Source organism: Photobacterium japonica, assembly GCF_050337005.1.
Taxonomy (GTDB): Bacteria; Pseudomonadota; Gammaproteobacteria; order Enterobacterales; family Vibrionaceae; genus Photobacterium; species Photobacterium japonica.
Map to the genome: position 1 here is coordinate 36,460 of NZ_JAKJSN010000013.1, position 22,595 is coordinate 59,054.

Genomic DNA, 22,595 nt, shown 5'->3' on the forward strand with positions numbered 1-22,595 from the left:
TGTCAGCTTATGCTCGCCCATAAAGGGTCAACGTAAGCGGTATTACATCACACGCATACCAGGCTGTGCGCCTTCGTGCGGTTCAAGGATCCAAAGCTCTTTGCCACCCGGGCCAGCAGCTAGGATCATGCCTTCAGACATGCCGAATTTCATCTTACGCGGCTTCAGGTTTGCGACCATTACCGTGTGCTTACCCACCAATTCTTCAGGGGTGTAAGCTGACTTGATGCCAGAGAATACCTGACGCATTTCACCACCGATATCCAATTGGAATTTTAGTAGTTTGTCTGCTTTAGGTACGGCTTCACAAGACACGATTTTCGCGATACGCATGTCAACCTTAGCAAAATCATCAAACTCGATTTCCGCTTCGATTGGCTCTTTGCTCAGCTCAGTCACGTTTTTGGCCGCTTCTGCTTGCTCTTTCGCAGCCACTTCGGCTGCTGCATCTTCTTTAGACGCTTCAACCATCGCTTCTACATGCTTAGGATCAATACGGTTAAACAGGGCTTTGAACGTTGTCACGTTATGGTCAGTCAAAGGCTGTGCAATGCTTTCCCATGTCAGTGTTTCATTCAAGAACGCTTCTGTACGCTCAGTCAGGTTAGGCATAACCGGTTTCAGGTAAGCCATTAGCACGCGGAATAGGTTAATACCCATTGAGCAAATTTCTTGTAGCTCTTGGTCTTTACCTTCTGTTTTCGCGACAACCCAAGGGGCCTTTTCGTCAACGTACTGGTTCGCTTTGTCTGCCAGTGCCGTGATTTCACGGATAGCACGACCAAACTCGCGCGCTTCGTAAAGGGCACCGATACGGTCTGCCGCTGCTACGAACTCTGCGTATAGCTCTGGCTCTGCACACTGTGCAGACAGCTTGCCGTCAAAACGCTTAGCGATGAAGCCAGCGTTACGCGATGCAAGGTTAACGATCTTGTTCACGATGTCGCTGTTCACACGTTGTGTGAAATCTTCAAGGTTCAGATCAAGGTCATCAATGCGGCTGTTTAGCTTCGCAGCGTAGTAGTAACGTAGGCACTCTGGATCCAGGTGCTGCAGGTACGTACCGGCTTTCACGAAGGTGCCTTTCGATTTTGACATCTTCGCACCGTTTACGGTCACGTAACCGTGAACGAAAACGTTGCTTGGCTTACGGAAGCCAGAACCTTCCAGCATGGCTGGCCAGAATAGGCTGTGGAAGTACACGATGTCTTTACCGATGAAGTGGTAAAGCTCAGTGCTGCTGTCTTTGTTCCAGAACTCGTCAAAGTTCAGGTCATCGCGCTTGTCACACAGGTTCTTGAATGAACCCATGTAGCCGATCGGTGCATCCAACCATACGTAGAAGAATTTGTTGGTTTCACCCGGGATCTCAAAGCCGAAGTAAGGTGCATCACGGGAGATATCCCACTGTTGCAGGCCTGACTCGAACCACTCTTGCATCTTGTTCGCGGTTTCGTCTTGAAGGGCGCCAGATCGAGTCCATGCTTTTAGCATCTCTTCAAACTGAGGAAGATCAAAGAAGAAGTGCTCAGAATCTTTCATAACAGGAGTTGCACCTGAAACGGCAGATTTCGGGTTGATCAAATCTGTTGGGCTGTAGGTTTCACCACAGTTGTCACAGTTGTCACCGTACTGGTCTTCTGCTTTACACTTCGGACACGTCCCTTTCACGAAACGGTCCGGCAGGAACATTTCTTTTTCAGGATCAAACAGCTGAGAAATCGTACGGTTAGTAATATAGCCGTTGTTTTTTAGCTGGGTGTAGACAAACGATGCCAGTTCACGGTTTTCATCAGAATGCGTGCTGTGGTAGTTATCAAAGCTGATATCAAAACCCGCAAAGTCAGCTTGATGCTCTTTGCTCACCTCAGCAATCATTTGCTCAGGATCCATACCCATCTGCTGGGCCTTAAGCATGATTGGCGTACCGTGTGCATCATCTGCACAAATGAAATGAACTTCGTTGCCGCGAAGGCGTTGGTAGCGCACCCAAATATCCGCTTGCACATGCTCAAGCATGTGGCCCAAGTGGATAGAACCGTTAGCGTACGGTAGGGCGCAGGTCACCAGAATTTTTCTTGGATTTGCAGCCATAATGTCTTGTTTCGCTCATGATGGGTAATAAAAACGTAGCTGCAAATACTACCTGATGGACAGCTTATTGCCTAGATGGTTATGTGGATAATCACGGTAAATAGAAAGCGATAACGGTGCATTGGTGATAGGATGAAAAGAAAGTACAAAAATGGAGCGCTAAAACCATGCGTAGTGACTCAACCCCGCGTTTTTCATCCATGGCCGATATCACCCATTGGCTCAATCAATTTGAACACCCATGGCTACACCCTGAATGGGCGGATACGCCACAAGTTGTTTCTATGTCGGCCGATGGCCTGTTATCGATTGTGTTGCCGTTTGCCGCAGAGTCGGTGATTGACCAACTCGCACAGTGGGTGACGGCGCAAAAGCAAGAACAGCAGGTGGCTGCTGATTTGCAGGTGGCGGTATCGAGCCGAGTGGCTCCGTTAGCGGCAGGTGACAAATCGCCGCTGAAAGGGGTGAAAAACATTGTGGTCGTGAGTTCGGCCAAAGGCGGCGTGGGTAAATCCACCACGTCGGTGAATCTGGCCTTGGGCTTGCAGGCACAAGGGGCCAAAGTGGGTCTGCTGGATGCAGATATCTATGGGCCATCGGTGCCGATGATGCTGGGTACCGTCGATGAAAAACCGCTGTCGGCAGACGGCAAAATGATGATGCCGATTGAAGCGCATGGTCTTTATACCAATTCAGTGGGGTACTTAGTGCCGGCTGACAGTGCCACCATTTGGCGTGGACCAATGGCATCGAAAGCGTTGTCACAAATTATTACTGAAACCTGGTGGCCTGATCTGGACTATTTAGTGATCGACATGCCACCGGGTACCGGTGATATTCAATTGACGTTGGCCCAGCAGATCCCGGTGACAGGCGCTGTTGTCGTGACCACGCCGCAAGACTTAGCGTTGGCTGATGCCATTAAAGGGGTCAGCATGTTCAATAAAGTGGATGTGCCAGTGTTGGGAATTGTGGAAAACATGAGCCATCATATTTGTAGCCAGTGTGGTCACCATGAGCCGATATTTGGTACTGGTGGGGCGGCGCGTATGGCTGAAGACTATGCCGTGCCGTTGCTTGCGCAGTTGCCACTGCACATTAAAATCCGTGAAGATATTGATAACGGTAAGCCGACCGTGGTTGCTTCCCCTGAGTCTGAACAGGCACAAAGTTACATTCAATTGGCGGGTTCTGTCGCCAGTCGCCTGTATTGGCAGGGGGTGCCTGTTGCGGAACAGATCACAATTCGTACAATGTAAACCTTTGCCTTAGGCTGACTGATGCGTTTATGACCAAGCGTGGCGGATGTCTCATTTTTGTTGGCATCTACTGATACATCTGCCTATAATCATCCGGTTTATTTACACCCATTCGTATAATTGTCTGTGATGGTTCATCCTGACAGTTAATCGGTTTAATCGGTATTTCCACCCAGCCACGTTGTTTTACAGGTGCTTTCTGATATGTCTGAAAACTCACACCAATACGTTATTATCGGTATTGCAGGAGCTTCTGCTTCCGGTAAAAGTTTGATTGCCAGTACTGTATATAAAGAATTAAAAGAGAAAGTTGGCGATCATCAGATCGGTGTTATCACAGAAGATTGTTACTACAATGATCAAAGTCACCTGAGCATGGAAGACCGGGTAAAGACCAACTACGATCACCCAAATGCATTGGATCATGATCTGTTGTGTGACCACCTTGAAATGCTGATGCAGGGTAAAGCGGTTGAAGTGCCGCAGTACAGCTACGGCGAACACACGCGCATGACAGAAACCACCACAATGACACCGAAAAAAGTGATCATTTTGGAAGGTATCCTATTGCTAACGGATCCGCGTCTACGCGATTTGATGCATGCAAGTGTGTTCATGGATACGCCGCTAGACATCTGTCTACTGCGTCGTCTACAGCGTGATGTGGCTGAACGTGGCCGTACCATGGAATCTGTACTGAAACAGTACCAGAAAACCGTGCGTCCAATGTTCATGCAGTTCATTGAACCGTCTAAGCAGTACGCGGACATTATCGTGCCTCGCGGCGGTAAAAACCGTATCGCGATTGATGTGCTAAAAGCGCACATCGCCAAACTGCTACGCAGTTAAGATTAAAAAGGCTGACAGTGTCAGCCTTTTTTGTATCACAAATTTGTCAGGCAGCCGAAAGGCTGCCTATTTTTTTTGTAATTAATGGTAGACAATATTGTTATACCCAAGTGACCTATCAGGGTAGATGAATAAAAAGGAGCCTTGTACTGACCAAGGTTGCGCGAGGGTGTGCAATGTTGGCGTGGTGCATAGGCGCATGAAACAAGTGGGGATAGAATGAAAAAGATAGTTTTTGCGTTGCTGGCCATCCTTGTGGTCATTGTGATCGGTATTGCCGCGTTATTGGCGCTAGTGGATCCGAACCAGTTTAAGCCAATGATTGCCGAGCAAGTGAAAAAGAACACCGGGCGTGAACTGGTGATTGACGGCGATATTCATTGGCGATTTTTCCCGAGCATTGGTTTTGATATCGGCCAAACCGCCTTCCGTAACCCAGAAGGGTTTGCTGAACCGAACCTTGTCCAGTTTGACAGCGCCGCGTTATCCGTATCCGTGATGCCGTTGTTCTCCCAACAATTGGAGATTGGCAATGTCAGCTTACACGGCGGGCATGTTTTCATTCAAACCTTGGCGTCAGGGGTCAGTAACCTCGACGGTATCGGCAAGCAAGCAGATACCGTCGCTGAACCCAAGGCCGCTACCGAGCCTTCCTCCACGTCTGAATCACAACCGTCTGGTGACAAAAAGCCATGGACACTGACGTTACAAGGTATCGAGGTGGTGGATGCCAGCGCGACGGTACGTGATGATCAAAAAGATACCCTAACCACCATCAGTGCGTTGAATTTCTCGTTGAGCCGTTTTGCGCCGGGCGAATGGACGACCGCGACGTTTGATGTAACCGGTAAAAACAACGACCTGAGCTTTAGTGCCAACGGTGAAACCGCGTTGCTGATTGCCAAAGGCTTAGACAGCGCGCAGGTGAAAGCACTGGCACTGAACGTCTCGGCACAAGATGCGAAGAACAAGATTGAGTCGGTCACACTGAACGTGGATCACTTCCAGTTGGGTGAGTGGGCGACCATTGATTTCACCGCGAAAGGGCAAGTGCCGGATTTAGCCTTTGATGCGAACGGTCAAACCCGTTTGCAGCTTGATGAAGCCATGAACACCGTGTCACTAGAAGGGCTGTCTCTGAATACCGCACTGAAAGGGAAGATGTTACCGCGTCCAGCGATGACTCTGAACCTTGATGCTGACGCGCAGTATGTGATGGATAAACAACAAGCGGTGTTATCTCAGGTGGCGGTTAAGTTGGATGAATTGGCGGTGAAAGGCAATGCGTCTTTCAAAGCGGCGGATATTCCCGTGATCCGTTTTGATTTGTCATCAGACACGATCGATTTGGACGCCTTCTTAGGTATCAAGCAAGATAAAGCCGCGACGCCATCGGCGACTAACGCGTCAGAGCAAATGTCGACGCCTGAAAAGGCGGCGGATAAAAACAAAGAGCCGGATCTGTCTGCGCTGAAAACCGTCGATTTGGCCGGTAACGTGAAGATTGGCCAGTTCAAAGTGAACAATGCCAAACTCAATGATGTGGCGATGGATGTGCAGATCAAGCGTGGGGTATTACGCCTGAAAGCACTGGATGCGAAATTGTACCAAGGGTCCATTCACGCCACGGCGAAGATTGATGCCAATCCAACCTTACCGACGTATCAAGTGACGAAAAACATCAAGGGCGTACAAATACAGCCGCTTTTGAAGGATGTTGCGAATAACGATGTGCTGGCCGGTGAAGGTGATATTACCGTGAACGTACACGGTAAAGGCCTGTCAGAAGCACGATTACGCAGCAACATTGCCGGTACGGTCGCTATCCACTTTGCTGATGGGGCGATTTATGGCGTGAACGTGCCAGAGATGATCCGTGAGGCGCGTGCGACCTTGAAAGGCAAGAAAGCTGAGTATGTGAAAGAAGAGAAGAAAACGGACTTTTCGGCAATGAAAGCGACTTTCACGTTAGGTAATGGTGTGGCAAGCACCCGTGATATGGCGGTGGAATCGCCTTTGCTGCGTATTGCCGGTGAAGGGGAAACGAATCTGGTGTCTGAAGCCATTGATTTCACCATTAACACTTCGGTCGTTGCGACCAGCAAAGGCCAAGGCGGTAAAGACATTGATCACGTGGCCGATTTGACTGTGCCGATTGATGTGAAAGGTGACTGGACTCAGCCGAGCTTCTCGTTGAATGTGGCGCAACTGCTCAAGCAGAACAATGAGCTTGAGAAGAAGGCCAAAAAAGAAGTGGAACGCGGTTTAGAGAAACTCTTCGGTGATAAAGCCAAAGATGAAGACCTTAAAAATGCGGCTGACAAGTTGCTGAAAGGGCTGTTTAACTGATGGTTATTTAAACTGACAACGTGTTAGTTATAAGAAAAAAGGGCTTACTGCGGTAAGCCCTTTTTTATGTGTGGTGCGTCTCGCCCTGAAACGTGTTTGGTGTTAGCGATGGATAGCCTCGCGGTTAAGCGCGGGCAGTGCGGTTTTTCTTCATTGATTTCTGACTTTCTAAGCTGTTCTGAAAGGCTTTGAGTAAATCAACGGCAGAGAGCATACCGACCAAATCACCGGCTTTATTGAGCACAGGCGCGGCGCCGACATGGTGGTCAAGAATAGTGCCAATGGCTTTGGTGAGGGTATCGTAGGTTCTGACATGGATGATGTCTTTGCACATCACGTCTTGAATATGGAGATCATCAGTTAAATGGTAGTCGTGGCCAATATCGGGGGACTCATCGACCCAGCCTGGGCGGCGCAGTTCTCGGTCACTGACGATCCCAACCAATTCGCCCTTGGGATCGACGACAGGCAAATGGCGAATAGCTTCATCTTTCATTAAGAAAAACGCTTCTCTGATCCCGGCATTCGGCTCAATGGTGATGACTTTCTGCGTCATGTATTCAGACACTTTTGTTGGCATTGCATATTCCCTTTGTCAGAGTGAATGGACGTTGCCTGATTTACCCTAGCGAATTTTACGCCACGGTTTTGCGACCTATCCCAGAGTTTTCCTGATCGCTTGTGGGGCTTTTTGTTCGTTATGTTGCACTAATGGTTGTTAATTGGGGGTGAAAAGTGGTGATTTTCGTATTCAGCGCCCTGTGCTTTCTGGTACTGTGTAGGATGATAAAACTATAAATATCGTTGAACACCAATAAGATAACGAAGGAGTCCATGTGGATTCAGTAACACAAATTGCGCTTGGGGCGGCAGTGGCCGGTGTGGTTGCCGGTCGCCAGTGTTCGCCCAAAGTATTATTAGCCGGTGCGGCATTAGGGACGATACCGGATCTCGATGTATTGATCAGTTACGGCGATCCGATCTCCGACATGGTTAAGCACCGCGGATTCAGCCATTCGCTGTTTGTGCTGTTGCCGTTTTCATGGTTACTGGCGATGCTGTGGCAACGTGTTCGACCGACCCGTTTCTCTTTTGCGCGTTTGTGGTTGTTGGTGGCAGCGAGTTTGATCACCCACCCATTGTTGGATGCCTTTACCACTTACGGTACGCAGTTGTTGTGGCCGATCACCACGCCGTATGCGGTCTCCAGTATGTTTATTATTGATCCGTTCTATACCATCCCGCTGGTGATCACGTTATTGGCCAGTCTGTTGTGGCGGGAAAAAATGGCTAAATTGTGTGGGATAGGGTTAGTGATTTCATCGCTGTATTTAGGCTGGTCGTGGTTGGCATTGAATATGGTGGAAAATAGGGTTGAGGCTCAGCTCGCTGGCACGCCATTGGCGGATAAGCCCCGCTTCTTTGCCCCTACGCCGCTCAATACGGTGCTGTGGCGAGTGGTGATTAACGATGAGGAGTCGTATTGGGAAGGGTTAACCTCCTTACTCGATAATGAGAAAAAGGTGGTGTTCATACGTAAAGATCGCGGTCAGAAGCCGCCGCAGTTGGCCTCATCACATTTGAACGATCTTGAAGCGTTTTCCGGTGGTTTTGTGAAATATGAACAGCGCGATGATCAACTGGTCGTGACCGATTTGCGTTTGGGATTGGTAGATTATATGCCATTTCAATTTGCTTTGGCCCGTTGGCAAGGGGAGGCATGGCAGCTTATTGCGCCGGTGCAATTAGACAGCCCTGCGGTAAAACCCAAGCACTTGCCTGCGCTGTGGTTAAGGTTGCTGGGGAATCAGGATATTGATGCCAACCTTTGTCATGCCTCAGAGTGTGCGTAACGAGTCTGAAAGAAGAGTGAGGAAAATACGCGACACGATCATAGAGACAATTTTTTGGCAAACTGTGATTGCTTTTCATTCGATTTGTTTATGCAATCATAGTGTTATTCTTTCGTGGTATAAAATTATGCACAAAAGTCACAAAAGTTGTATGATTAGCCGTAAGTCCTTTAAGTGTCAGTAACAGAGGTGAGCGATGAAAAAGCTTGATTTGGATACGCTTAGGGCAAGGATGCATGAAAAAGCGGTGAACAAAGCCGTTGCTTATTACAAGAAAAAACATCAAAAAGCACGTTTAACCAAGCTTGAGTCTTGAGTTAATCATCTTGTTATAAGTTGTACTCTGTATAGAGTCGCAAACACAAAGTAAAAGGAGCGTGAATCACGCTCCTTTTTTCATTTCTGACGCATTAGCCTTGGCGGTTCTAACCAATCCTCTTGAACCCATTATCTTATATCAATCATCAGATTGACGTTTGGTTGGGTCAGACACTTCCTCATACGGCCAGTAATGGTGGCCGAGGCGGATCAGTAATGTCGCCGCCGCCAGAATAAACGCTGCTGTTGCCAGCCACACGACATAGATACCGTCCAACTCTTTCATCCCGAGCGTGATGTAACGGGCTATCGCCATGATGGCAATATAGATTGGATAGCGAACCGGAATTTTACCGTTGGTCACAAACTGCTGAACCATGGCCAGCACTTCCAAATAGATAAACATCAACAGTATATCGGTCAGCAAAATTTGTCGGTTGACATAAACATGGACAAATTCATTGAGCATGGCGGTGACGGTCGCCAAGGTGATCGCAACAAGCAAAATCGCTTCAAGCACGTGAAATAGCTTCAGAAAGGGACGACTAAAGCTTTTTGGTAAATGAGAAGGCATGACAAATCCTTATAAGAATTATTTTGCCTTAGTATATGAGATGAAAGGGGTGGGCGATAACGGAACTTGCCGAAAAACGTATGGGTGATGAAAAAACGGTCAGCGCGGGAGATGTACTGGTGATGGATGTATAGATGATAGGCGTACAATGGGGAAATACCCACTGCACGCCGATTGCACGTCCAATGCATACCAGTCGCACATTAGCGTGACGCCATGAACAGGAGTCATCCTCGGGGAAGAGTGATTACCAGTCGACACCTTTGCGGGCTTTTACGCCGCTTTCAAACGCATGTTTCACATTGCGCACTTCCGAAACGGTATCTGCCAGTTCAATTAAGGTGCGGTGTGCAGCACGTCCCGTCACGATTACCGACTGTGAGGCGGGACGTTGCGTGATGGCCTCAACCACTTCGTCTAATTCCACGTACCCATAGGTCACCATGTAGGTCAGCTCATCCAGCAGCACCACATCGTAGCGGGCATCGGCTAGCATTTGTTTGCATTCTGCCCACGTTTCCTGCGCGGCTTGGGTATCGGCGTCTTTGTTCTGGGTGTCCCAGGTGAAGCCCGTCGCCATCACAGCAAACTTCACCCCATGCTGTTCCAGTAAAGCGCGTTCGCCACAATCCCAGGTGCCTTTAATAAATTGCCCCACACCACACGTCTGCCCGTGGCCGACCGCGCGCGCGACAGTGCCAAATCCGGAGGTGGATTTACCTTTACCGTTACCGGTAATGATCAGAAAGAGGCCTTTTTCTTCTTGTGCGGCATCCACACGGGCATCGATCTCCGCTTTGACTTTTTGCTGACGGGCTTTGTATCGTGCGTTCTTATCTACATTGCCCGTTTGGCCATTCTCGTCAGATGCGTCAGGGTGCGAGGAAGTCGTCATCGTCATTATTATCCTTATCCTATTGAAGAAGAGGCCGGTTAGCCCGCCACCATGGCAAGTAACACAAGGTAGCCACTGATTTCAGCCAACTGCTGGGCGGCGCCCAAACAATCACCGGTGTACCCGCCCAGCTGGCGTTGGAACCATTGACCGCATAAGGTACGCACGAATAGCAGTACAAGGGTCAGGGCAACGGCCAGAGAAAGCGGTAAAAACAGTAATATAATCAAACTGGTGAAAATTAAAACCCACAAATCTTGCGGACTTTGCTGATTGGCGAGCGGTTTCACTTTACTTTGTGTATCCAGCTGCACGTAGGGATAGCTGAAAATTAAACTGGCAGATATCGCCCGGCTCAAGCCATGCAGGCTGATCAACGCAATAACGACATACAGGGCGGAGACATCAGCCAGTGCGGTCAGGGTGGCCCATTTCAGTGCGAGTGCGCAGAATAAGGCGGCTGCGCCATAGGTGCCCAAGCGGGAGTCTTTCATGATGTTGAGTTTTTGTTCGGGCTCCCAGCCGCCCCCAAACCCATCAAACACATCGGCAAGGCCATCTTCATGGAAAGCCCCTGTGATCAATAAACTGGCGATCATGGCGATCAATACCGCAATGGCACTCGGAAACAGGTAATGGGCCAGCCAAAAGGTGCCTGCACTGATCAGCCCGACGATGATCCCGACAGCGGCAAAATACCGGTTAGCTTGATTGAGTCGCTCGGTGGAATAGGGCGTATCGGCAGGAATAGGAATACGGGTAAAAAAAGCGAGTGCGATCAGAAAAATGTGCCATTGCTGCTTCATGATGAACGGTCGTCTGTGTTGAGAAAATGAGCGATAAAAGAGACAGATACGTTACTGTAAACCAGTAGGAGATACCAGTGAAAGGTGATCTCACAGTGTGAATACCTGTTCTTTTCCGACTTATCGGTCGCCGGTTTTAAACAGTCTATCATTCTGTATAATGGCAAGGTATTGAGTAAATAATAGCCAAGCAAAAAAGGGGAGAACGCATGCGCCGTAGCATTAAAAAGTGGGGAATGATCGTGGTGATGGTAGCGGGAGTGGCTAGTACCATCGGGTGTACCAGTCGTTTACCCACGTCGGAAGAACAAGCGGCGGTGACCCTTAAAACGAATCAACCCTTAACGGAAGTACGCTATATTGAGGAGACAACGGGCCTGCAATGGGTGTCTCCGTCACTGGATGTGACCCGTTATACCGCGTTGATTGTCGAGCCTGTAGCCCTGCACCCACTGGCGCAAAATGTAGATCAAATACCGACATCGGTACTCGAAAAAGTGTCACAACGGTTGACGCAGCGCGTGAGCCAGCAATTATCGGTGGGCACGCCGATTGTTGAGGTGGCCAACCCTCATACCGCGACCCTGAAAATCGATATCACCCGTGCCAGCACCGAGATGGAAGAGTTGCAAATTACCGAAGTTTTGCCCTATGGGGCGCTGATCGGCGGGGCGAAAGCCTTGCTGGGCACCCGTGATAGGAATGTGCGCATCTTGGTTGAGTCACAACTGCTGGACAGCGTTTCCGGTGAGGTACTGGCAGAACGTGTCAGTGTGTTGTTGGCCGAAGACATTTTGGAAAATGACGCTGAAACCTTGCGTTATGAACAGATCAAAGCCGCCGTCGATAAATTCACTCAAGACATTGTCGATTTCATTCGCATTACAGCCTATGAAGCGAAGCAAAATAGCTGATGGCCGAGCAGCACTGCTGGGGTGCCTTGTTGCCACAGGGGGCACATTCTGATCACCAAGGGATCACTTGGCCGTCGTAGCTGAAAAACTGACCGGAATCTTTTGGCCCTGTGGTGTGGATCAACTGTGCTAAACCGTGGGCAACGAACTCCGGCGAGAACAGCTTGCCTGTCGGCACGTTTCTCTGAAAAGGCTGAGACAGTGCGGTATCGGTGGTACCTGGATGGAACGCAAACACACAGCAGCGTGGCAGTTTGTAGTGCCATTCAATACTGATGGTTTTCAGGGCCATATTGAGCGCAGCTTTCGCGCACCGATAGCTGATCCAGCCTCCCGCGCGGTTATCTTCAATGCTGCCGACACGGGCTGACAACGCAATGAAATGGCTGCGCGGGCTGGCTTTTAAGTGGGGGGCGAAGTGTTTCGCCAAGAGTACGGTAGGTAACACATTGGTACTCAGATTCGTCATAAAAAAATCACCGTCGACATGCGCAATCGACTTTTCTGGACCCTGATCCGGTTGGTGGAGCAGTCCTGCTGCATTAATGAGTAAGGTCAGCGGCGGTATGACTTGCGCAAGGTGTGTGATATCGCCTTCCTGCGTGATATCGGCTTGCAACCAGACGACACCGGATGTGTTGCCTGTGTGGGGGATGTTAATCGGAGAGGTGGTGTGATACGTTGCATATATATTGGCGTCAGGATAGGCATGGCTAAAGTGTGCGATGAGTGCCTGGCCGATGCCGCCTGAGCCTCCAATGATCAGAATGTTCACTGTGTGATGTCCCTCATGTCCGTTTGTCTGCTGTATGGATTCATACGATAACATCGACGTAAAAGTGCAGTGTTACGGATCATTAACACTGCGCCGGTGAAAAATCGGCGCACACCGATAAGGAGAAGGCATGGAAACGGTCGTTATTACTGGTGCATCACGAGGGATAGGGCTGGCCTTGATCCAGCAATTTTTGGCGTTAGGGTATCGGGTGATAGCCTCGTATCGTGGTACGCCTTCTGCGGCTCAATTAGCGTTGGCGGCGGCGAAACCATTGACGCTGTTGGCTCTCGACGTGACAGACAGCGCTGCTGTGGCCACCTTTGCTGACGGCGTGACGCACGCACTGGCCGGTCGCCCCCTTGATATTCTCATTAACAATGCTGGCGTGATTGGTCCGGATGATCAAGCGTTTGACACCCTGGACCCACAGGCGTGGCAGCAGACCTTCGCGGTGAATACCATTGCCCCTTTGCTCGTCAGCCGTGCCTTGCTTCCTTTGATGGATACCGCCCCTCGTCCGCGTTTAGTGAGTATTTCTAGTCAGATGTCTTCGCTGGTTGGTACAGGCTTGGGTATGTATGCTTACCGCAGTTCCAAAACGGCGTTGAATAAAGTAATGCAAGTGTTGTCGATGGAACAAAAAGCGCGTGGCATTATTGTGTGTCCGATTGATCCGGGTTGGGTGAAAACCGACATGGGCGGTGATGAAGCCGATATTTCAGTGGATGTGTGCGCAGCAGGGATTATCGACGTGGTACAAAGGCTGACGATAGCCAATACTGGGCAGTTTTTGACATGGGAAGGCGAAGAACGGGCTTGGTAGCACGGTTGTCTATTAATGCATACGGCAAATGACGACGATGGGCATAGCAAAGGGAGAAAGCGGCATTATGGTGGAAAAGAAAGTGCTGGTGGTGTGTATGGGCAACATTTGCCGTTCACCGACGGCAGAAGTGGTATTACGCACAAAAGCCAAAGAGCAAAATATTCCGGTTATCGTCGACTCGGCGGGGACACAAGGGTATCACCGTGGTGAGCGGCCCGATCCGCGCTCACAAGCGGCGGGTGAAGCGAGAGGTTACCGCTTTAAGGGAGTGAAGGCGAGAAAGGTAACAGATGACGATTTTAGTCAGTTTGACCTGATTTTAGCCGCTGATCGCGACAACTTACGTGTTTTAACCGCTCTGTGTCCGGCTGAATACCAACACAAACTGGGGTTGTTTTTGCAGTATGGTGAAAGCCTGATAGAAGAAATTCCCGATCCGTATTATGGCGGTCAACGTGGCTTTGATCATGTACTTGATTTGGTAGAACAAGCCGCCGATGGTCTGTTGATGCACCTTTCACGTTAGTACGAGAACTCATTGCTATCCTGATTGTGCCATGGCTTGAAAGCGCTGAGCAATCATGACTAAAGACACAAACAAAAACGCCCACTGCATAGTGGGCGTTTTGCATTGTGACGGTATCAGATAGCGAGGGTATTAACCACCCAAGGTATCAGTTGCCACTTTGTAGGTTGGGTCTTCAATCATATTCACTTCAACCAGATTACCGGCTTTTTTCAGTAGTGAACGACACTCTGGGCTGAGGTGGCGAATATGCAAGGTTTTCCCTTGATTTGCGTAACGCTCAGCAATGGTATCAATCGCTTCTACTGCAGAGTGGTCCGCAACGCGTGACTGAGCAAAATCAATGATCACATCTGCAGGATCATTCTTCGCGTCAAACAGCTCAAGGAAGTGTGACACAGAACCAAAGAACAAGGGACCATTCACTTTGTAGACTTTAGAGCCTTTCTCATCTTGGTAGCTTGAGGCGTAAATATGCTTTGCGTGGTTCCATGCAAACACCAAGGCAGAGTAAATCACACCGACAATCACTGCCAGAGCAAGGTCAAACGCAACGGTCACTGCGGTAACCAGGATGATGGCAAAGAAGTCATGCTTTGGTACTTTACGTGCCATTTTGAAGCTGGCCCACTCGAAGGTGCCTATGACGACCATGAACATGACACCGACAAGTGCTGCCAGTGGGATCATCTCAATCAGGGCTGAACCAAAGAGAATAAACAGTAATAGGCCGACCGCACCGGTAATGCCCGACAGGCGACCGCGGCCACCGGAATTAATGTTGATCATGGACTGGCCGATCATGGCACAACCACCCATTGCACCAAACACTGAACAGGTGACGTTCGCAAGGCCTTGGCCCATACATTCGCGGTTACCTTGACCACGGGTGCCGGTCATTTCGTCAATCACGGTCAACGTAAGCAGTGATTCAATCAAGCCTACAGCAGCAAGGATCACGGAATACGGCAGAATGATTTTTAAGGTTTCGAGGTTGAAACCTACGTCTGGTAGCGCAAAGGTAGGCAGAGAGCCAGCTAAAGTAGCGTTAACATCGCCACTCATCGTACGAACAAAATCGATGACCGTGCGTGTGTCGAGACCCAGGCCGTGTACCAATGCGGTGACAGTAATGATGGCAACCAATGAAGAAGGCACCGCTTTGGTGAGTTTTGGCAAAAAATGGATGATGAACATGGTCAACGCCACTAACCCAAGCATGATGTAAAGCTGCGGACCTTGCATCCATTCCAGTGCACCGTTAGCACCGGCAACCTTGAATTGGCCAAGCTGTGCCAAAAAGATCACGATGGCCAAGCCATTCACGAAACCGATCATCACCGGGTGCGGCACCATGCGGATAAATTTACCCAGCTTAAAGACGCCCGCTAAAATTTGCAGTACCCCTGCAAGCATGACGGCGGCAAACAGGTATTCAATACCATGTTCAGCAACAAGGCTGACCATAACGACAGCCATAGCACCGGTTGCACCGGAGATCATGCCTGGTCGGCCACCCAATACTGCAGTGACGAAACCGACGATGAACGCCGCGTACAAGCCCACCATTGGGTCAACACCAGCAACGAACGCAAACGCGACCGCTTCAGGGATAAGGGCAAGAGCTACAGTGAGCCCCGAAAGGACGTCATTTTTGACGGATTGGCGCGAAAATTGGGGGAATTCAAACATGGGGTTCCGCTTAGTTCCAGTAGTGTAGGTTGAGGGCTCGTACAAAACGGGGGATCGTACAGAAATATGTGATTTGGTTCAACTTTTGCTCGGTGTTTTTTTTACTTTTCGTTAACGAGTGTAAGAAAGTTTGAGCTTAATTACATAAAAGTTGAAAAAGTAACACAGTTTCAAGTGGGGTAAAAAGTGGGTGAGTGTGAGAGATTGAGAGAGGGGAAAGCGGCAGGATGGGGAGCGGGTAAGTAACACCCATTACAGTAAGTGATTGGCCATAAAATAGCAGAAACAAAAAAGCCATGCTTTCGCATGGCTTTTTGATTAACAAGGCAACACCTTACATCACAGGTTTGCTCATTGGTGCTGTTGCTGTGCTGGTCGCTGTTTGGCTACCGGCCTGACGTGCACTCAAACGAGATTCACGCAGTGGGGCAATGGCTACAACAACGGCATCAGCAGGGCTCGTAGGAGCGGGTGCTTTTGCCATCGGTGCGACAGCATGGAAGCCACGTGGTGACGTTGCTGTCACTTGCTTAGCATTTACAGCTGCAACAACCGCAGTAGCAACGGGTGCTACAACAGGTGCCGCGACAACAACCGCTTCTTCTGCAGGTTGTGCTTCTGTTGTGGTTTCTTCTACCACAGCTTGCTCAGTCACGTTTTGAACAACAGGTTCTGCCACTGCTTCAACAGCAGGTTCAGCAACGATAGCGTCAACCGGTGCAGCAGGCTCAGTAACAACCGCTGCTTCTTCCACTGCGTTGTCAACGATGATCACGTCTTCTGCGCTTACTTCGTCTTCAACCTCGGCGGTTTCCACGGTAGTCGCTTCAGCGTGCTGTTGTGAGAACACTTTACCCATCGCCACTTCTGGCATCGCAACACCGCTTAGCTGTGCAGCAGGGGCAACAACAGGAGCTTCAACTTCAACAGCTGGCGCTTCAAGTGCTTCAACAGAGGGCTTCGCAGCACGCGGCCAAACTTTGCCCATGGCCATTTCTGGCGAGGCAACACCGGTTTGTGGGCGCGTTGCTTTTGGCTTCTCAACGATAGTGACCGCATTTTCGATGTCGTTTAGTACATCGTTTTGGTTATCTAACGCGTGTCCGTCAGTTACCGCGTGATCCATCTCGTCATTTTCACGTGTATCACGGATGCGGCGACGGCGCTGACCACTTGCGCGCAGGTGACGTGGTGAACGACGGTTACGACGCTGACCATTTTCCTGCTCGTTGCCTTTCTCTGCTTTCAGCTCGTTAGTTTCGCCTTGCTCAGTTGCTTTCGCTTCTTTCGCCATGGCGGTGCCCATCATCTGTAGTTCAGTGTTTTGCTCTGACTCAGCTTCAGGCTCTACGATTGTAGCTACAGGTGCTTGCTCAAGAGAGTCTGTGATACGAATCGCTTTGCGCAGTTCACGACGCTGACGGCGTTGTTTCACTTTCGCCACTTTCTCTTGTTCTTGTTCTTGTACCGGTAGTGCTTCTACAACAGGCATTTCAACTTTCGCTGATTGCTGCTCTTCTGTTGCTTGACGACGTTGCTTCTGCACTTGTGCATCATCACGACGTGGTTGACGTGGCTTTTGCTCTTTCTCTTTACGAGGTTGAGCAGCCTTGTCAGCTTGAACTTCAGGCTTGTCTTTTGCTTTTTCATTGCGACGACGAGACTGACGTTGTTCACGTTGCTCTGCGACTTGCTGTTGCTTGTTGTCAGACTCTTGGCGATCTTGACGCTCTTGGCGTTCAGGACGGCCACGACGTGTGTCTTTGTTACCGCGACGGTTGTCTTGCTGACGATCACCACGGCGACCTTCTTGACGGCCTTCTTGGCGTTCGCCACGACGGCTGTCTTGATTGCGGCGCGTGTCTTTACGATCGCGACGGTTATTGCGGTTTGCGTTGTCTTTCTTTTCTTCTTTTTGCGGTTCGTTGTTAGAACCGGCAAAGAAGCTAGTAATCGCAGCAATGATTCGGCTAAAGAAACCAGGCTTCGCTTCAGCGGCTTTTGCTGCTGGTTGTGGCTTCGGCGCGGGTGCGCTTGCTGCTGCTGGCTGTTGTGCTGGCGGCGCGGTGAAGCCTTGAAGTACGGGCTCTTCACGTTTCTTCGCGACACGCTCTTGCGGTGCAGAATCTGACGCTTCTGCATCACGCAGGGCTTCGATAGTGCGAGGCAAGTTGTAAGACAGTGCATCGTGCTCATCACCTGAACGGACACGGATCACTTCAAAGTGAGGCGTTTCCATATCGGCGTTCGGTACGATGATCACGCGAACATCGTGTGATTTTTCAATGTACTGAACAGAACGACGTTTTTCGTTCAACAAGTAAGAGGCAATAGCCACAGGCACAATAGCCAATACTTGTGATGTGTTGTCTTTAAGCGCTTCTTCTTCGATCAGACGAAGGATAGAAAGCGACAAAGATTCACTGTCACGAATCACACCCGTACCGGTACAACGAGGACACACGTGGTGGCTTGCTTCCGCCAAAGACGGGCTCAAACGCTGACGTGACATTTCCAATAGACCAAAGCGAGAAATACGGCCGATCTGTACGCGGGCGCGGTCCATACGAACGGCTTCACGTAGACGGTTTTCAACTTCACGCTGGTGGCGTACAGGGGTCATATCGATAAAGTCGATAACCACCAAGCCGCCCAAGTCACGTAGACGCAATTGACGTGCAATTTCATCTGCCGCTTCAAGGTTAGTTTGCAGTGCGGTTTCTTCGATATCGCCACCCTTTGTTGCACGGGCAGAGTTAATATCGATTGACGTTAGTGCTTCGGTTGGGTCAATAACGATTGAGCCACCAGAAGGCAAACGAACTTCACGCTGGAAGGCGGATTCAATTTGGTTTTCGATCTGGTAGTGGTTGAACAACGGTGTGTCGCTGTTTTCATACAGTTTTACGCGGCTGAGGAAATCAGGGCGAACTTGCTGGATATGATCACGTGCACGGTCAAAGATTTTCTTGCTATCGATAACGATTTCGCCGATATCACGACGTAGATAGTCACGGATGGCACGAGCAATAACGTTACTTTCTTGGTGAATTAAGAACGGAGCAGACGCAGAATCAGCAGCACCTTTTACACGTTCCCAATGGTTCAATAGGTAGTTAAGATCGTATTCTAAATCTTCGCCAGACTTGCCAACACCTGCCGTACGAACGATAAGGCCCATACCTTGTGGCAGTTCAAGTGTGCTTAGTGCTGCTTTAAGTTGTGTGCGTTCTTCACCTTCGATGCGACGAGAAATACCGCCAGCACGAGGGTTATTTGGCATCAGAACTAAGTAGCTACCAGCAAGAGAAATGAAAGTCGTCAGGGCTGCGCCTTTGTTGCCTCGCTCTTCTTTGTCGACCTGTACAATGACTTCCTGACCTTCTTTTAGGACTTCCTTGATATTAGGACGACCTTGGTAAGAATAATCATTCGGGAAATAATCGCGGGCGATTTCTTTAAGAGGAAGGAAACCGTGACGTTCAGCACCATAGTCAACGAACGCTGCTTCCAGACTTGGTTCGATACGGGTGATGCGACCTTTGTAGATATTTGATTTTTTAGATTCGTGGCCAGGGCTTTCGATATCTAGATCGAAGAGCTTCTGCCCATCAACTAATGCGACGCGCAACTCTTCCTTTTGAGTTGCGTTAATCAACATTCTTTTCATTATATTGTACTCGTTTTTTTTCATGTGCTAGTGCACTAAGGGACGAGTTTGTTATTGATGGTGCCGGACCCCAAGTCTGATCTGTCAATGCAACCTCACGGCTGGAATTCAGGGGTGCTTATGGCAACACGTATTACCCAACTGTACCAAGATGATTAGATCTGAAACTGTACAGCTGGTTCACCGATTATCGCGGCGGTATCTGTCACACCAATAAAAAATGTCACTAAAATGCACTAAAAAAACACTCCGAAGAATTTAACGTCTTACGCCACATGCTGCGTTATTCGTCAGAGCGGTATATTAAGTAGTCAAATGGGTGTTATTCTGTTCACCCTGATAGCAAAGTAGGCGTTTTTTCCTACCTTTGCATGCCAATCATAGCAGGGTGACTTTTTTGCGGCAATCTGCTTTGCATGCATGTTAGAATGAAACCCATGAAAGATGATAAACCAAAAGTGCAATTCATCGAAATTAATGATGACGTTGCAGGCCAGCGAATTGATAACTTTCTTCGCAATAGGCTAAAAAATGTACCAAAAAGCCTCGTTTACCGTATTTTGCGTAAAGGCGAAGTACGTGTAAATAAGAAACGAATTAAACCAGAATACAAATTACAGGACGGTGATCTTGTTCGGGTTCCTCCGGTAACAGTACCGGAAAAAGAAGAACAGGCACCGATCAGTACCAAGCTTGATAAAGTCGCGGCATTAGAGTCTTGCATTATTTATGAAGACGATCACATGCTGATTCTGAACAAGCCCTCGGGCACAGCGGTACATGGTGGCAGTGGGTTGAAATTTGGCGCGATTGAAGCGTTGCGAGCATTACGTCCTGATGCCCGCTTCCTTGAGTTGGTGCACCGCATTGACCGTGATACCTCTGGCATTCTATTGATCGCGAAGAAGCGTTCAGCCTTGCGTAAACTGCAAGAGCAGTTCCGTAACAAAACCGTGCAAAAATATTATTTTGCATTGGTCATGGGCGAGTGGAAAGCGAGCTGTAAGCAAGTGACAGCGCCGTTGTTGAAAAACGAAGTGAACAGCATTGTGCGTGTGAACCCGAACGGTAAAGCGTCGGATACACGTTTCAAGGTGCTTGAGCGTTTAGACCAAGCGACGTTGATTCAAGCGAGCCCGGTGACCGGTCGTACGCACCAGATCCGTGTCCATTGCCAGTACGTTGGCCACCCCATCGCTTGGGATGACCGCTACGGCGATCCACGTTTTGATGCCTTTACCAAGAAAGTCGGTCTTGATCGTCTTTTCTTGCATGCGGCGAACATTAAGTTCACCCACCCAGGCACAGACGAAGCGATGGATATTAGCGCGCCAATGGAGTCAAAACTGCAAAATGCAGTGACGAAACTGCGCAAGGGCTAAGGTGTTCATGTTGGCCTGACATTTTTTTCATGTCGATGATATTTGCCATGTAATAACAGTTATGCACGTAAAAACACGCCTTTAATTAGCATTAACGATGAAAACGGCAGGAACGCGAGGGTGTATGAGTCACCTTAGTGTTCCTGCCGTTTTTGTATGCGTAAAAAACAGTGGCTTTTATTTTTCTTTAATTTGTTACAAAACGTGACAGCCCTGCTTTTCGATCATTTCCCGCAGTGCAATGAGTGGCAGGCCGATTAAGGTATTTGGATCGCGGCCTTCAAGCCGGTCAAAGAGCGCGATACCCAATCCTTCACACATAAAGCTGCCGGCGCAACCCAGTGGTTGCTCACGCTCTACATAGTTGCGGATGGCGTCTGGTGTCAGTGTACGAAAGTGAACGTGGAACGGTTCGCATATCACCTCGGCGGTATCCGTTTTGGCGTTATACAGGCATAAACCGGTATAAAAGGTCACGACTTGACCACTCGCTGCCTCTAATTGGCGGCAGGCATTGTCGACTGTATGGGGTTTTCCGACAATATTGCCGTTAATCACACAGACTTGATCGGATCCAATAATCAGATGCTCGGGATATGCGCTGGCGCAGGCGCGCGCTTTGCTTTCCGCCAAACGCATGACCAGGTGTTCGGCTTGCTCGCCGGGTAACGGGGTTTCATCGGTATCCGGTTTTGCGGTAGAAAAAGGCAGTTGCAGTTTTTCGAGTAGCGATTGGCGAAAAGGGGAGGTGGATGCCAGGAGAAGCGATTGAGTCATGAAATATACCGGGTTGAACAAGGTTATGGTAGTCTACGCGCCCGATGAGAAGATCGCTACGTTATAATGAGTAGAGTGGTTGCGTATGAATTGCGACATTCTGCGCCTGTGCGGCGAGGTTTTCATCATCTTTTGTGTGTTATTTGAGCATTGTTTTATAACGTTCGATTCTGTTACGAGACAGGCAGATAACAGACAAAAAGGTGGAAGTGGCCGAGTTGCGCGCGTTGTCGCCAACACGGTGTTTGTGAATTGATTGAATGGTATTAATTCACGCACATTTCCTTTGACTCAAACAGATTAGAAGGCTAATATTCGCGCCCTATGCAAAAGGTAAAATTGCCGCGTACGGTTGATCCGGTTCGCGCAGCTCAAAAAAGACTCGATTACGATGGCATCATCAAGGCCGAACTTTTAGAGCGCTTAGCCGAATCAACGCAGAGCGTAACACGTGATGCAAACGTCACTTTATCATTTGACTTTGACCAACGTCACCTCGCATTTATGCGTGGACACGCTGATGTCGAAGTGACTATGACCTGTCAGCGATGCCGGGAAGATTATCAGCACGAATACCGTGTTGATTTTTGTTATAGTCCTCTCCTCAAACCTGAGGAAGCGGATGATTTCCCGGAAGCTTATGAGCCGGCTGAAGTCGATGAAAACGGTGAGATTAATCTGATTCAACTCGTCGAAGACGAATTGATTTTGGAGCTACCTCAAGTCGCTATGCATGATGAAACTGACTGTAAAGCCAGCGGAAACATGACTTTTGGTGAGATCCCCGTTGCTGATGAGCGTCCGAACCCGTTTGCTGTATTGAAAAATCTAAAGTAAGTAATTTTAACAGGAGTAGGGTTAATGGCCGTACAAAAGAGCAAAAAATCACGTTCAGCACGTGGTATGCGTCGTTCACACGATGCACTAACAACTGCAGCTGTATCTGTAGATGCTACAAGTGGTGAAACTCACCTACGTCACAACGTGACAGCTGACGGTTTCTACCGTGGCCGCAAGGTTATCAACAAGTAAG

General features: G+C 49.2%; 19 protein-coding genes. 10 read left to right on the forward strand and 9 right to left on the reverse strand.

Annotated features, from left to right (window positions below; all coding sequences use genetic code 11):
* Positions 1-42: 42 nt before the first annotated feature.
* On the reverse strand, positions 43-2,094 hold the full coding sequence (gene metG, locus L4C36_RS05215) for a methionine--tRNA ligase (RefSeq protein ID WP_428476731.1): 2,052 nt from the start codon (positions 2,092-2,094) through the stop codon (positions 43-45).
* Between the two features lie 167 nt (positions 2,095-2,261).
* Between metG and apbC the strand changes: the two genes are divergently transcribed.
* The 3 genes from apbC (at position 2,262) to L4C36_RS05230 (ending at position 6,551) form a co-directional block, all read left to right on the forward strand.
* Positions 2,262-3,353, forward strand: a complete 1,092-nt coding sequence (apbC, locus tag L4C36_RS05220) for an iron-sulfur cluster carrier protein ApbC (protein ID WP_428476732.1) — start codon at positions 2,262-2,264, stop codon at positions 3,351-3,353.
* 204 nt (positions 3,354-3,557) lie between these two features.
* Positions 3,558-4,202 carry a uridine kinase gene (udk, locus tag L4C36_RS05225; RefSeq protein ID WP_428476733.1) on the forward strand — a complete coding sequence of 215 codons (645 nt, stop codon included), beginning with the start codon at positions 3,558-3,560 and terminating at the stop codon, positions 4,200-4,202.
* 219 nt (positions 4,203-4,421) lie between these two features.
* Positions 4,422-6,551 carry an AsmA family protein gene (locus L4C36_RS05230; RefSeq protein WP_428476734.1) on the forward strand — a complete coding sequence of 710 codons (2,130 nt, stop codon included), beginning with the start codon at positions 4,422-4,424 and terminating at the stop codon, positions 6,549-6,551.
* A 124-nt stretch (positions 6,552-6,675) separates the two neighbouring features.
* On the opposite strand, the gene L4C36_RS05235 is transcribed toward L4C36_RS05230, so the two are convergent.
* Positions 6,676-7,131, reverse strand: a complete 456-nt coding sequence (locus L4C36_RS05235; protein ID WP_428476735.1) for a CBS domain-containing protein — start codon at positions 7,129-7,131, stop codon at positions 6,676-6,678.
* Between the two features lie 256 nt (positions 7,132-7,387).
* Here L4C36_RS05235 and L4C36_RS05240 point away from each other — a divergent pair, with 256 nt between their 5' ends.
* Positions 7,388-8,404 carry a metal-dependent hydrolase gene (locus L4C36_RS05240; RefSeq protein WP_428476736.1) on the forward strand — a complete coding sequence of 339 codons (1,017 nt, stop codon included), beginning with the start codon at positions 7,388-7,390 and terminating at the stop codon, positions 8,402-8,404.
* Between the two features lie 457 nt (positions 8,405-8,861).
* On the opposite strand, the gene L4C36_RS05245 is transcribed toward L4C36_RS05240, so the two are convergent.
* From L4C36_RS05245 to L4C36_RS05255, 3 genes are all read right to left on the reverse strand, one after another.
* Entirely contained in the window at positions 8,862-9,296 is a 435-nt protein-coding gene (locus tag L4C36_RS05245; RefSeq protein WP_428476737.1) for a phosphate-starvation-inducible protein PsiE, read from the reverse strand.
* 247 nt (positions 9,297-9,543) lie between these two features.
* Complete coding sequence (gene cobO, locus L4C36_RS05250) at positions 9,544-10,191, reverse strand: cob(I)yrinic acid a,c-diamide adenosyltransferase (protein ID WP_428476826.1); 648 nt, start codon at positions 10,189-10,191, stop codon at positions 9,544-9,546.
* Positions 10,192-10,229: 38 nt separating this feature from the next.
* Positions 10,230-10,997 carry an adenosylcobinamide-GDP ribazoletransferase gene (locus tag L4C36_RS05255; protein WP_428476738.1) on the reverse strand — a complete coding sequence of 256 codons (768 nt, stop codon included), beginning with the start codon at positions 10,995-10,997 and terminating at the stop codon, positions 10,230-10,232.
* A gap of 209 nt (positions 10,998-11,206) precedes the next feature.
* Here L4C36_RS05255 and L4C36_RS05260 point away from each other — a divergent pair, with 209 nt between their 5' ends.
* On the forward strand, positions 11,207-11,911 hold the full coding sequence (locus L4C36_RS05260) for a DUF3313 domain-containing protein (RefSeq protein ID WP_428476739.1): 705 nt from the start codon (positions 11,207-11,209) through the stop codon (positions 11,909-11,911).
* A gap of 52 nt (positions 11,912-11,963) precedes the next feature.
* Here the strand turns inward: L4C36_RS05260 and L4C36_RS05265 are convergent, their stop codons facing one another.
* Entirely contained in the window at positions 11,964-12,686 is a 723-nt protein-coding gene (locus tag L4C36_RS05265) for an SDR family NAD(P)-dependent oxidoreductase (RefSeq protein ID WP_428476740.1), read from the reverse strand.
* A 130-nt stretch (positions 12,687-12,816) separates the two neighbouring features.
* Here L4C36_RS05265 and L4C36_RS05270 point away from each other — a divergent pair, with 130 nt between their 5' ends.
* Both L4C36_RS05270 and L4C36_RS05275 read left to right on the forward strand, forming a co-directional pair.
* Positions 12,817-13,512, forward strand: coding sequence for an SDR family oxidoreductase (locus L4C36_RS05270; RefSeq protein WP_428476741.1), 696 nt, complete (start codon positions 12,817-12,819; stop codon positions 13,510-13,512).
* Positions 13,513-13,549: 37 nt separating this feature from the next.
* Complete coding sequence (locus tag L4C36_RS05275; RefSeq protein WP_428476742.1) at positions 13,550-14,041, forward strand: low molecular weight protein-tyrosine-phosphatase; 492 nt, start codon at positions 13,550-13,552, stop codon at positions 14,039-14,041.
* Between the two features lie 132 nt (positions 14,042-14,173).
* Here L4C36_RS05275 and L4C36_RS05280 read toward each other — a convergent pair whose 3' ends face one another.
* Positions 14,174-15,733, reverse strand: coding sequence for a SulP family inorganic anion transporter (locus L4C36_RS05280; protein WP_428476743.1), 1,560 nt, complete (start codon positions 15,731-15,733; stop codon positions 14,174-14,176).
* Positions 15,734-16,067: 334 nt separating this feature from the next.
* Entirely contained in the window at positions 16,068-19,394 is a 3,327-nt protein-coding gene (gene rne, locus L4C36_RS05285) for a ribonuclease E (RefSeq protein ID WP_428476827.1), read from the reverse strand.
* Between the two features lie 446 nt (positions 19,395-19,840).
* On the opposite strand from rne, the gene rluC reads away from it, so the two are divergent.
* On the forward strand, positions 19,841-20,785 hold the full coding sequence (gene rluC / locus L4C36_RS05290; protein ID WP_428476744.1) for a 23S rRNA pseudouridine(955/2504/2580) synthase RluC: 945 nt from the start codon (positions 19,841-19,843) through the stop codon (positions 20,783-20,785).
* Between the two features lie 195 nt (positions 20,786-20,980).
* On the opposite strand, the gene L4C36_RS05295 is transcribed toward rluC, so the two are convergent.
* Positions 20,981-21,562, reverse strand: a complete 582-nt coding sequence (locus tag L4C36_RS05295; RefSeq protein ID WP_428476745.1) for a Maf family protein — start codon at positions 21,560-21,562, stop codon at positions 20,981-20,983.
* Between the two features lie 324 nt (positions 21,563-21,886).
* Between L4C36_RS05295 and yceD the strand changes: the two genes are divergently transcribed.
* The gene (yceD, locus tag L4C36_RS05300) at positions 21,887-22,399 is read left to right on the forward strand and encodes a 23S rRNA accumulation protein YceD (RefSeq protein ID WP_428476746.1); all 513 of its coding nucleotides are present in this window, start codon (positions 21,887-21,889) and stop codon (positions 22,397-22,399) included.
* Positions 22,400-22,423: 24 nt separating this feature from the next.
* Positions 22,424-22,594: a 50S ribosomal protein L32 gene (gene rpmF, locus L4C36_RS05305; protein WP_428476747.1), complete on the forward strand. Its 171-nt coding sequence runs from the start codon at positions 22,424-22,426 to the stop codon at positions 22,592-22,594.
* Position 22,595: the final 1 nt, after the last annotated feature.

What these genes read in the sequence shown, in the direction of transcription:
- metG (WP_428476731.1), bottom strand. Translation starts at nt 2,094, where the DNA reads ATGGCTGCAAATCCAAGAAAAATTCTGGTGACCTGCGCCCTACCGTAC.
- apbC (WP_428476732.1), top strand. Translation starts at nt 2,262, where the DNA reads ATGCGTAGTGACTCAACCCCGCGTTTTTCATCCATGGCCGATATCACC.
- udk (WP_428476733.1), top strand. Translation starts at nt 3,558, where the DNA reads ATGTCTGAAAACTCACACCAATACGTTATTATCGGTATTGCAGGAGCT.
- L4C36_RS05230 (WP_428476734.1), top strand. Translation starts at nt 4,422, where the DNA reads ATGAAAAAGATAGTTTTTGCGTTGCTGGCCATCCTTGTGGTCATTGTG.
- L4C36_RS05235 (WP_428476735.1), bottom strand. Translation starts at nt 7,131, where the DNA reads ATGCCAACAAAAGTGTCTGAATACATGACGCAGAAAGTCATCACCATT.
- L4C36_RS05245 (WP_428476737.1), bottom strand. Translation starts at nt 9,296, where the DNA reads ATGCCTTCTCATTTACCAAAAAGCTTTAGTCGTCCCTTTCTGAAGCTA.
- cobO (WP_428476826.1), bottom strand. Translation starts at nt 10,191, where the DNA reads ATGACGACTTCCTCGCACCCTGACGCATCTGACGAGAATGGCCAAACG.
- L4C36_RS05255 (WP_428476738.1), bottom strand. Translation starts at nt 10,997, where the DNA reads ATGAAGCAGCAATGGCACATTTTTCTGATCGCACTCGCTTTTTTTACC.
- L4C36_RS05260 (WP_428476739.1), top strand. Translation starts at nt 11,207, where the DNA reads ATGCGCCGTAGCATTAAAAAGTGGGGAATGATCGTGGTGATGGTAGCG.
- L4C36_RS05270 (WP_428476741.1), top strand. Translation starts at nt 12,817, where the DNA reads ATGGAAACGGTCGTTATTACTGGTGCATCACGAGGGATAGGGCTGGCC.
- L4C36_RS05275 (WP_428476742.1), top strand. Translation starts at nt 13,550, where the DNA reads ATGGGCATAGCAAAGGGAGAAAGCGGCATTATGGTGGAAAAGAAAGTG.
- L4C36_RS05280 (WP_428476743.1), bottom strand. Translation starts at nt 15,733, where the DNA reads ATGTTTGAATTCCCCCAATTTTCGCGCCAATCCGTCAAAAATGACGTC.
- rne (WP_428476827.1), bottom strand. Translation starts at nt 19,394, where the DNA reads ATGTTGATTAACGCAACTCAAAAGGAAGAGTTGCGCGTCGCATTAGTT.
- rluC (WP_428476744.1), top strand. Translation starts at nt 19,841, where the DNA reads ATGAAAGATGATAAACCAAAAGTGCAATTCATCGAAATTAATGATGAC.
- L4C36_RS05295 (WP_428476745.1), bottom strand. Translation starts at nt 21,562, where the DNA reads ATGACTCAATCGCTTCTCCTGGCATCCACCTCCCCTTTTCGCCAATCG.
- yceD (WP_428476746.1), top strand. Translation starts at nt 21,887, where the DNA reads ATGCAAAAGGTAAAATTGCCGCGTACGGTTGATCCGGTTCGCGCAGCT.
- rpmF (WP_428476747.1), top strand. Translation starts at nt 22,424, where the DNA reads ATGGCCGTACAAAAGAGCAAAAAATCACGTTCAGCACGTGGTATGCGT.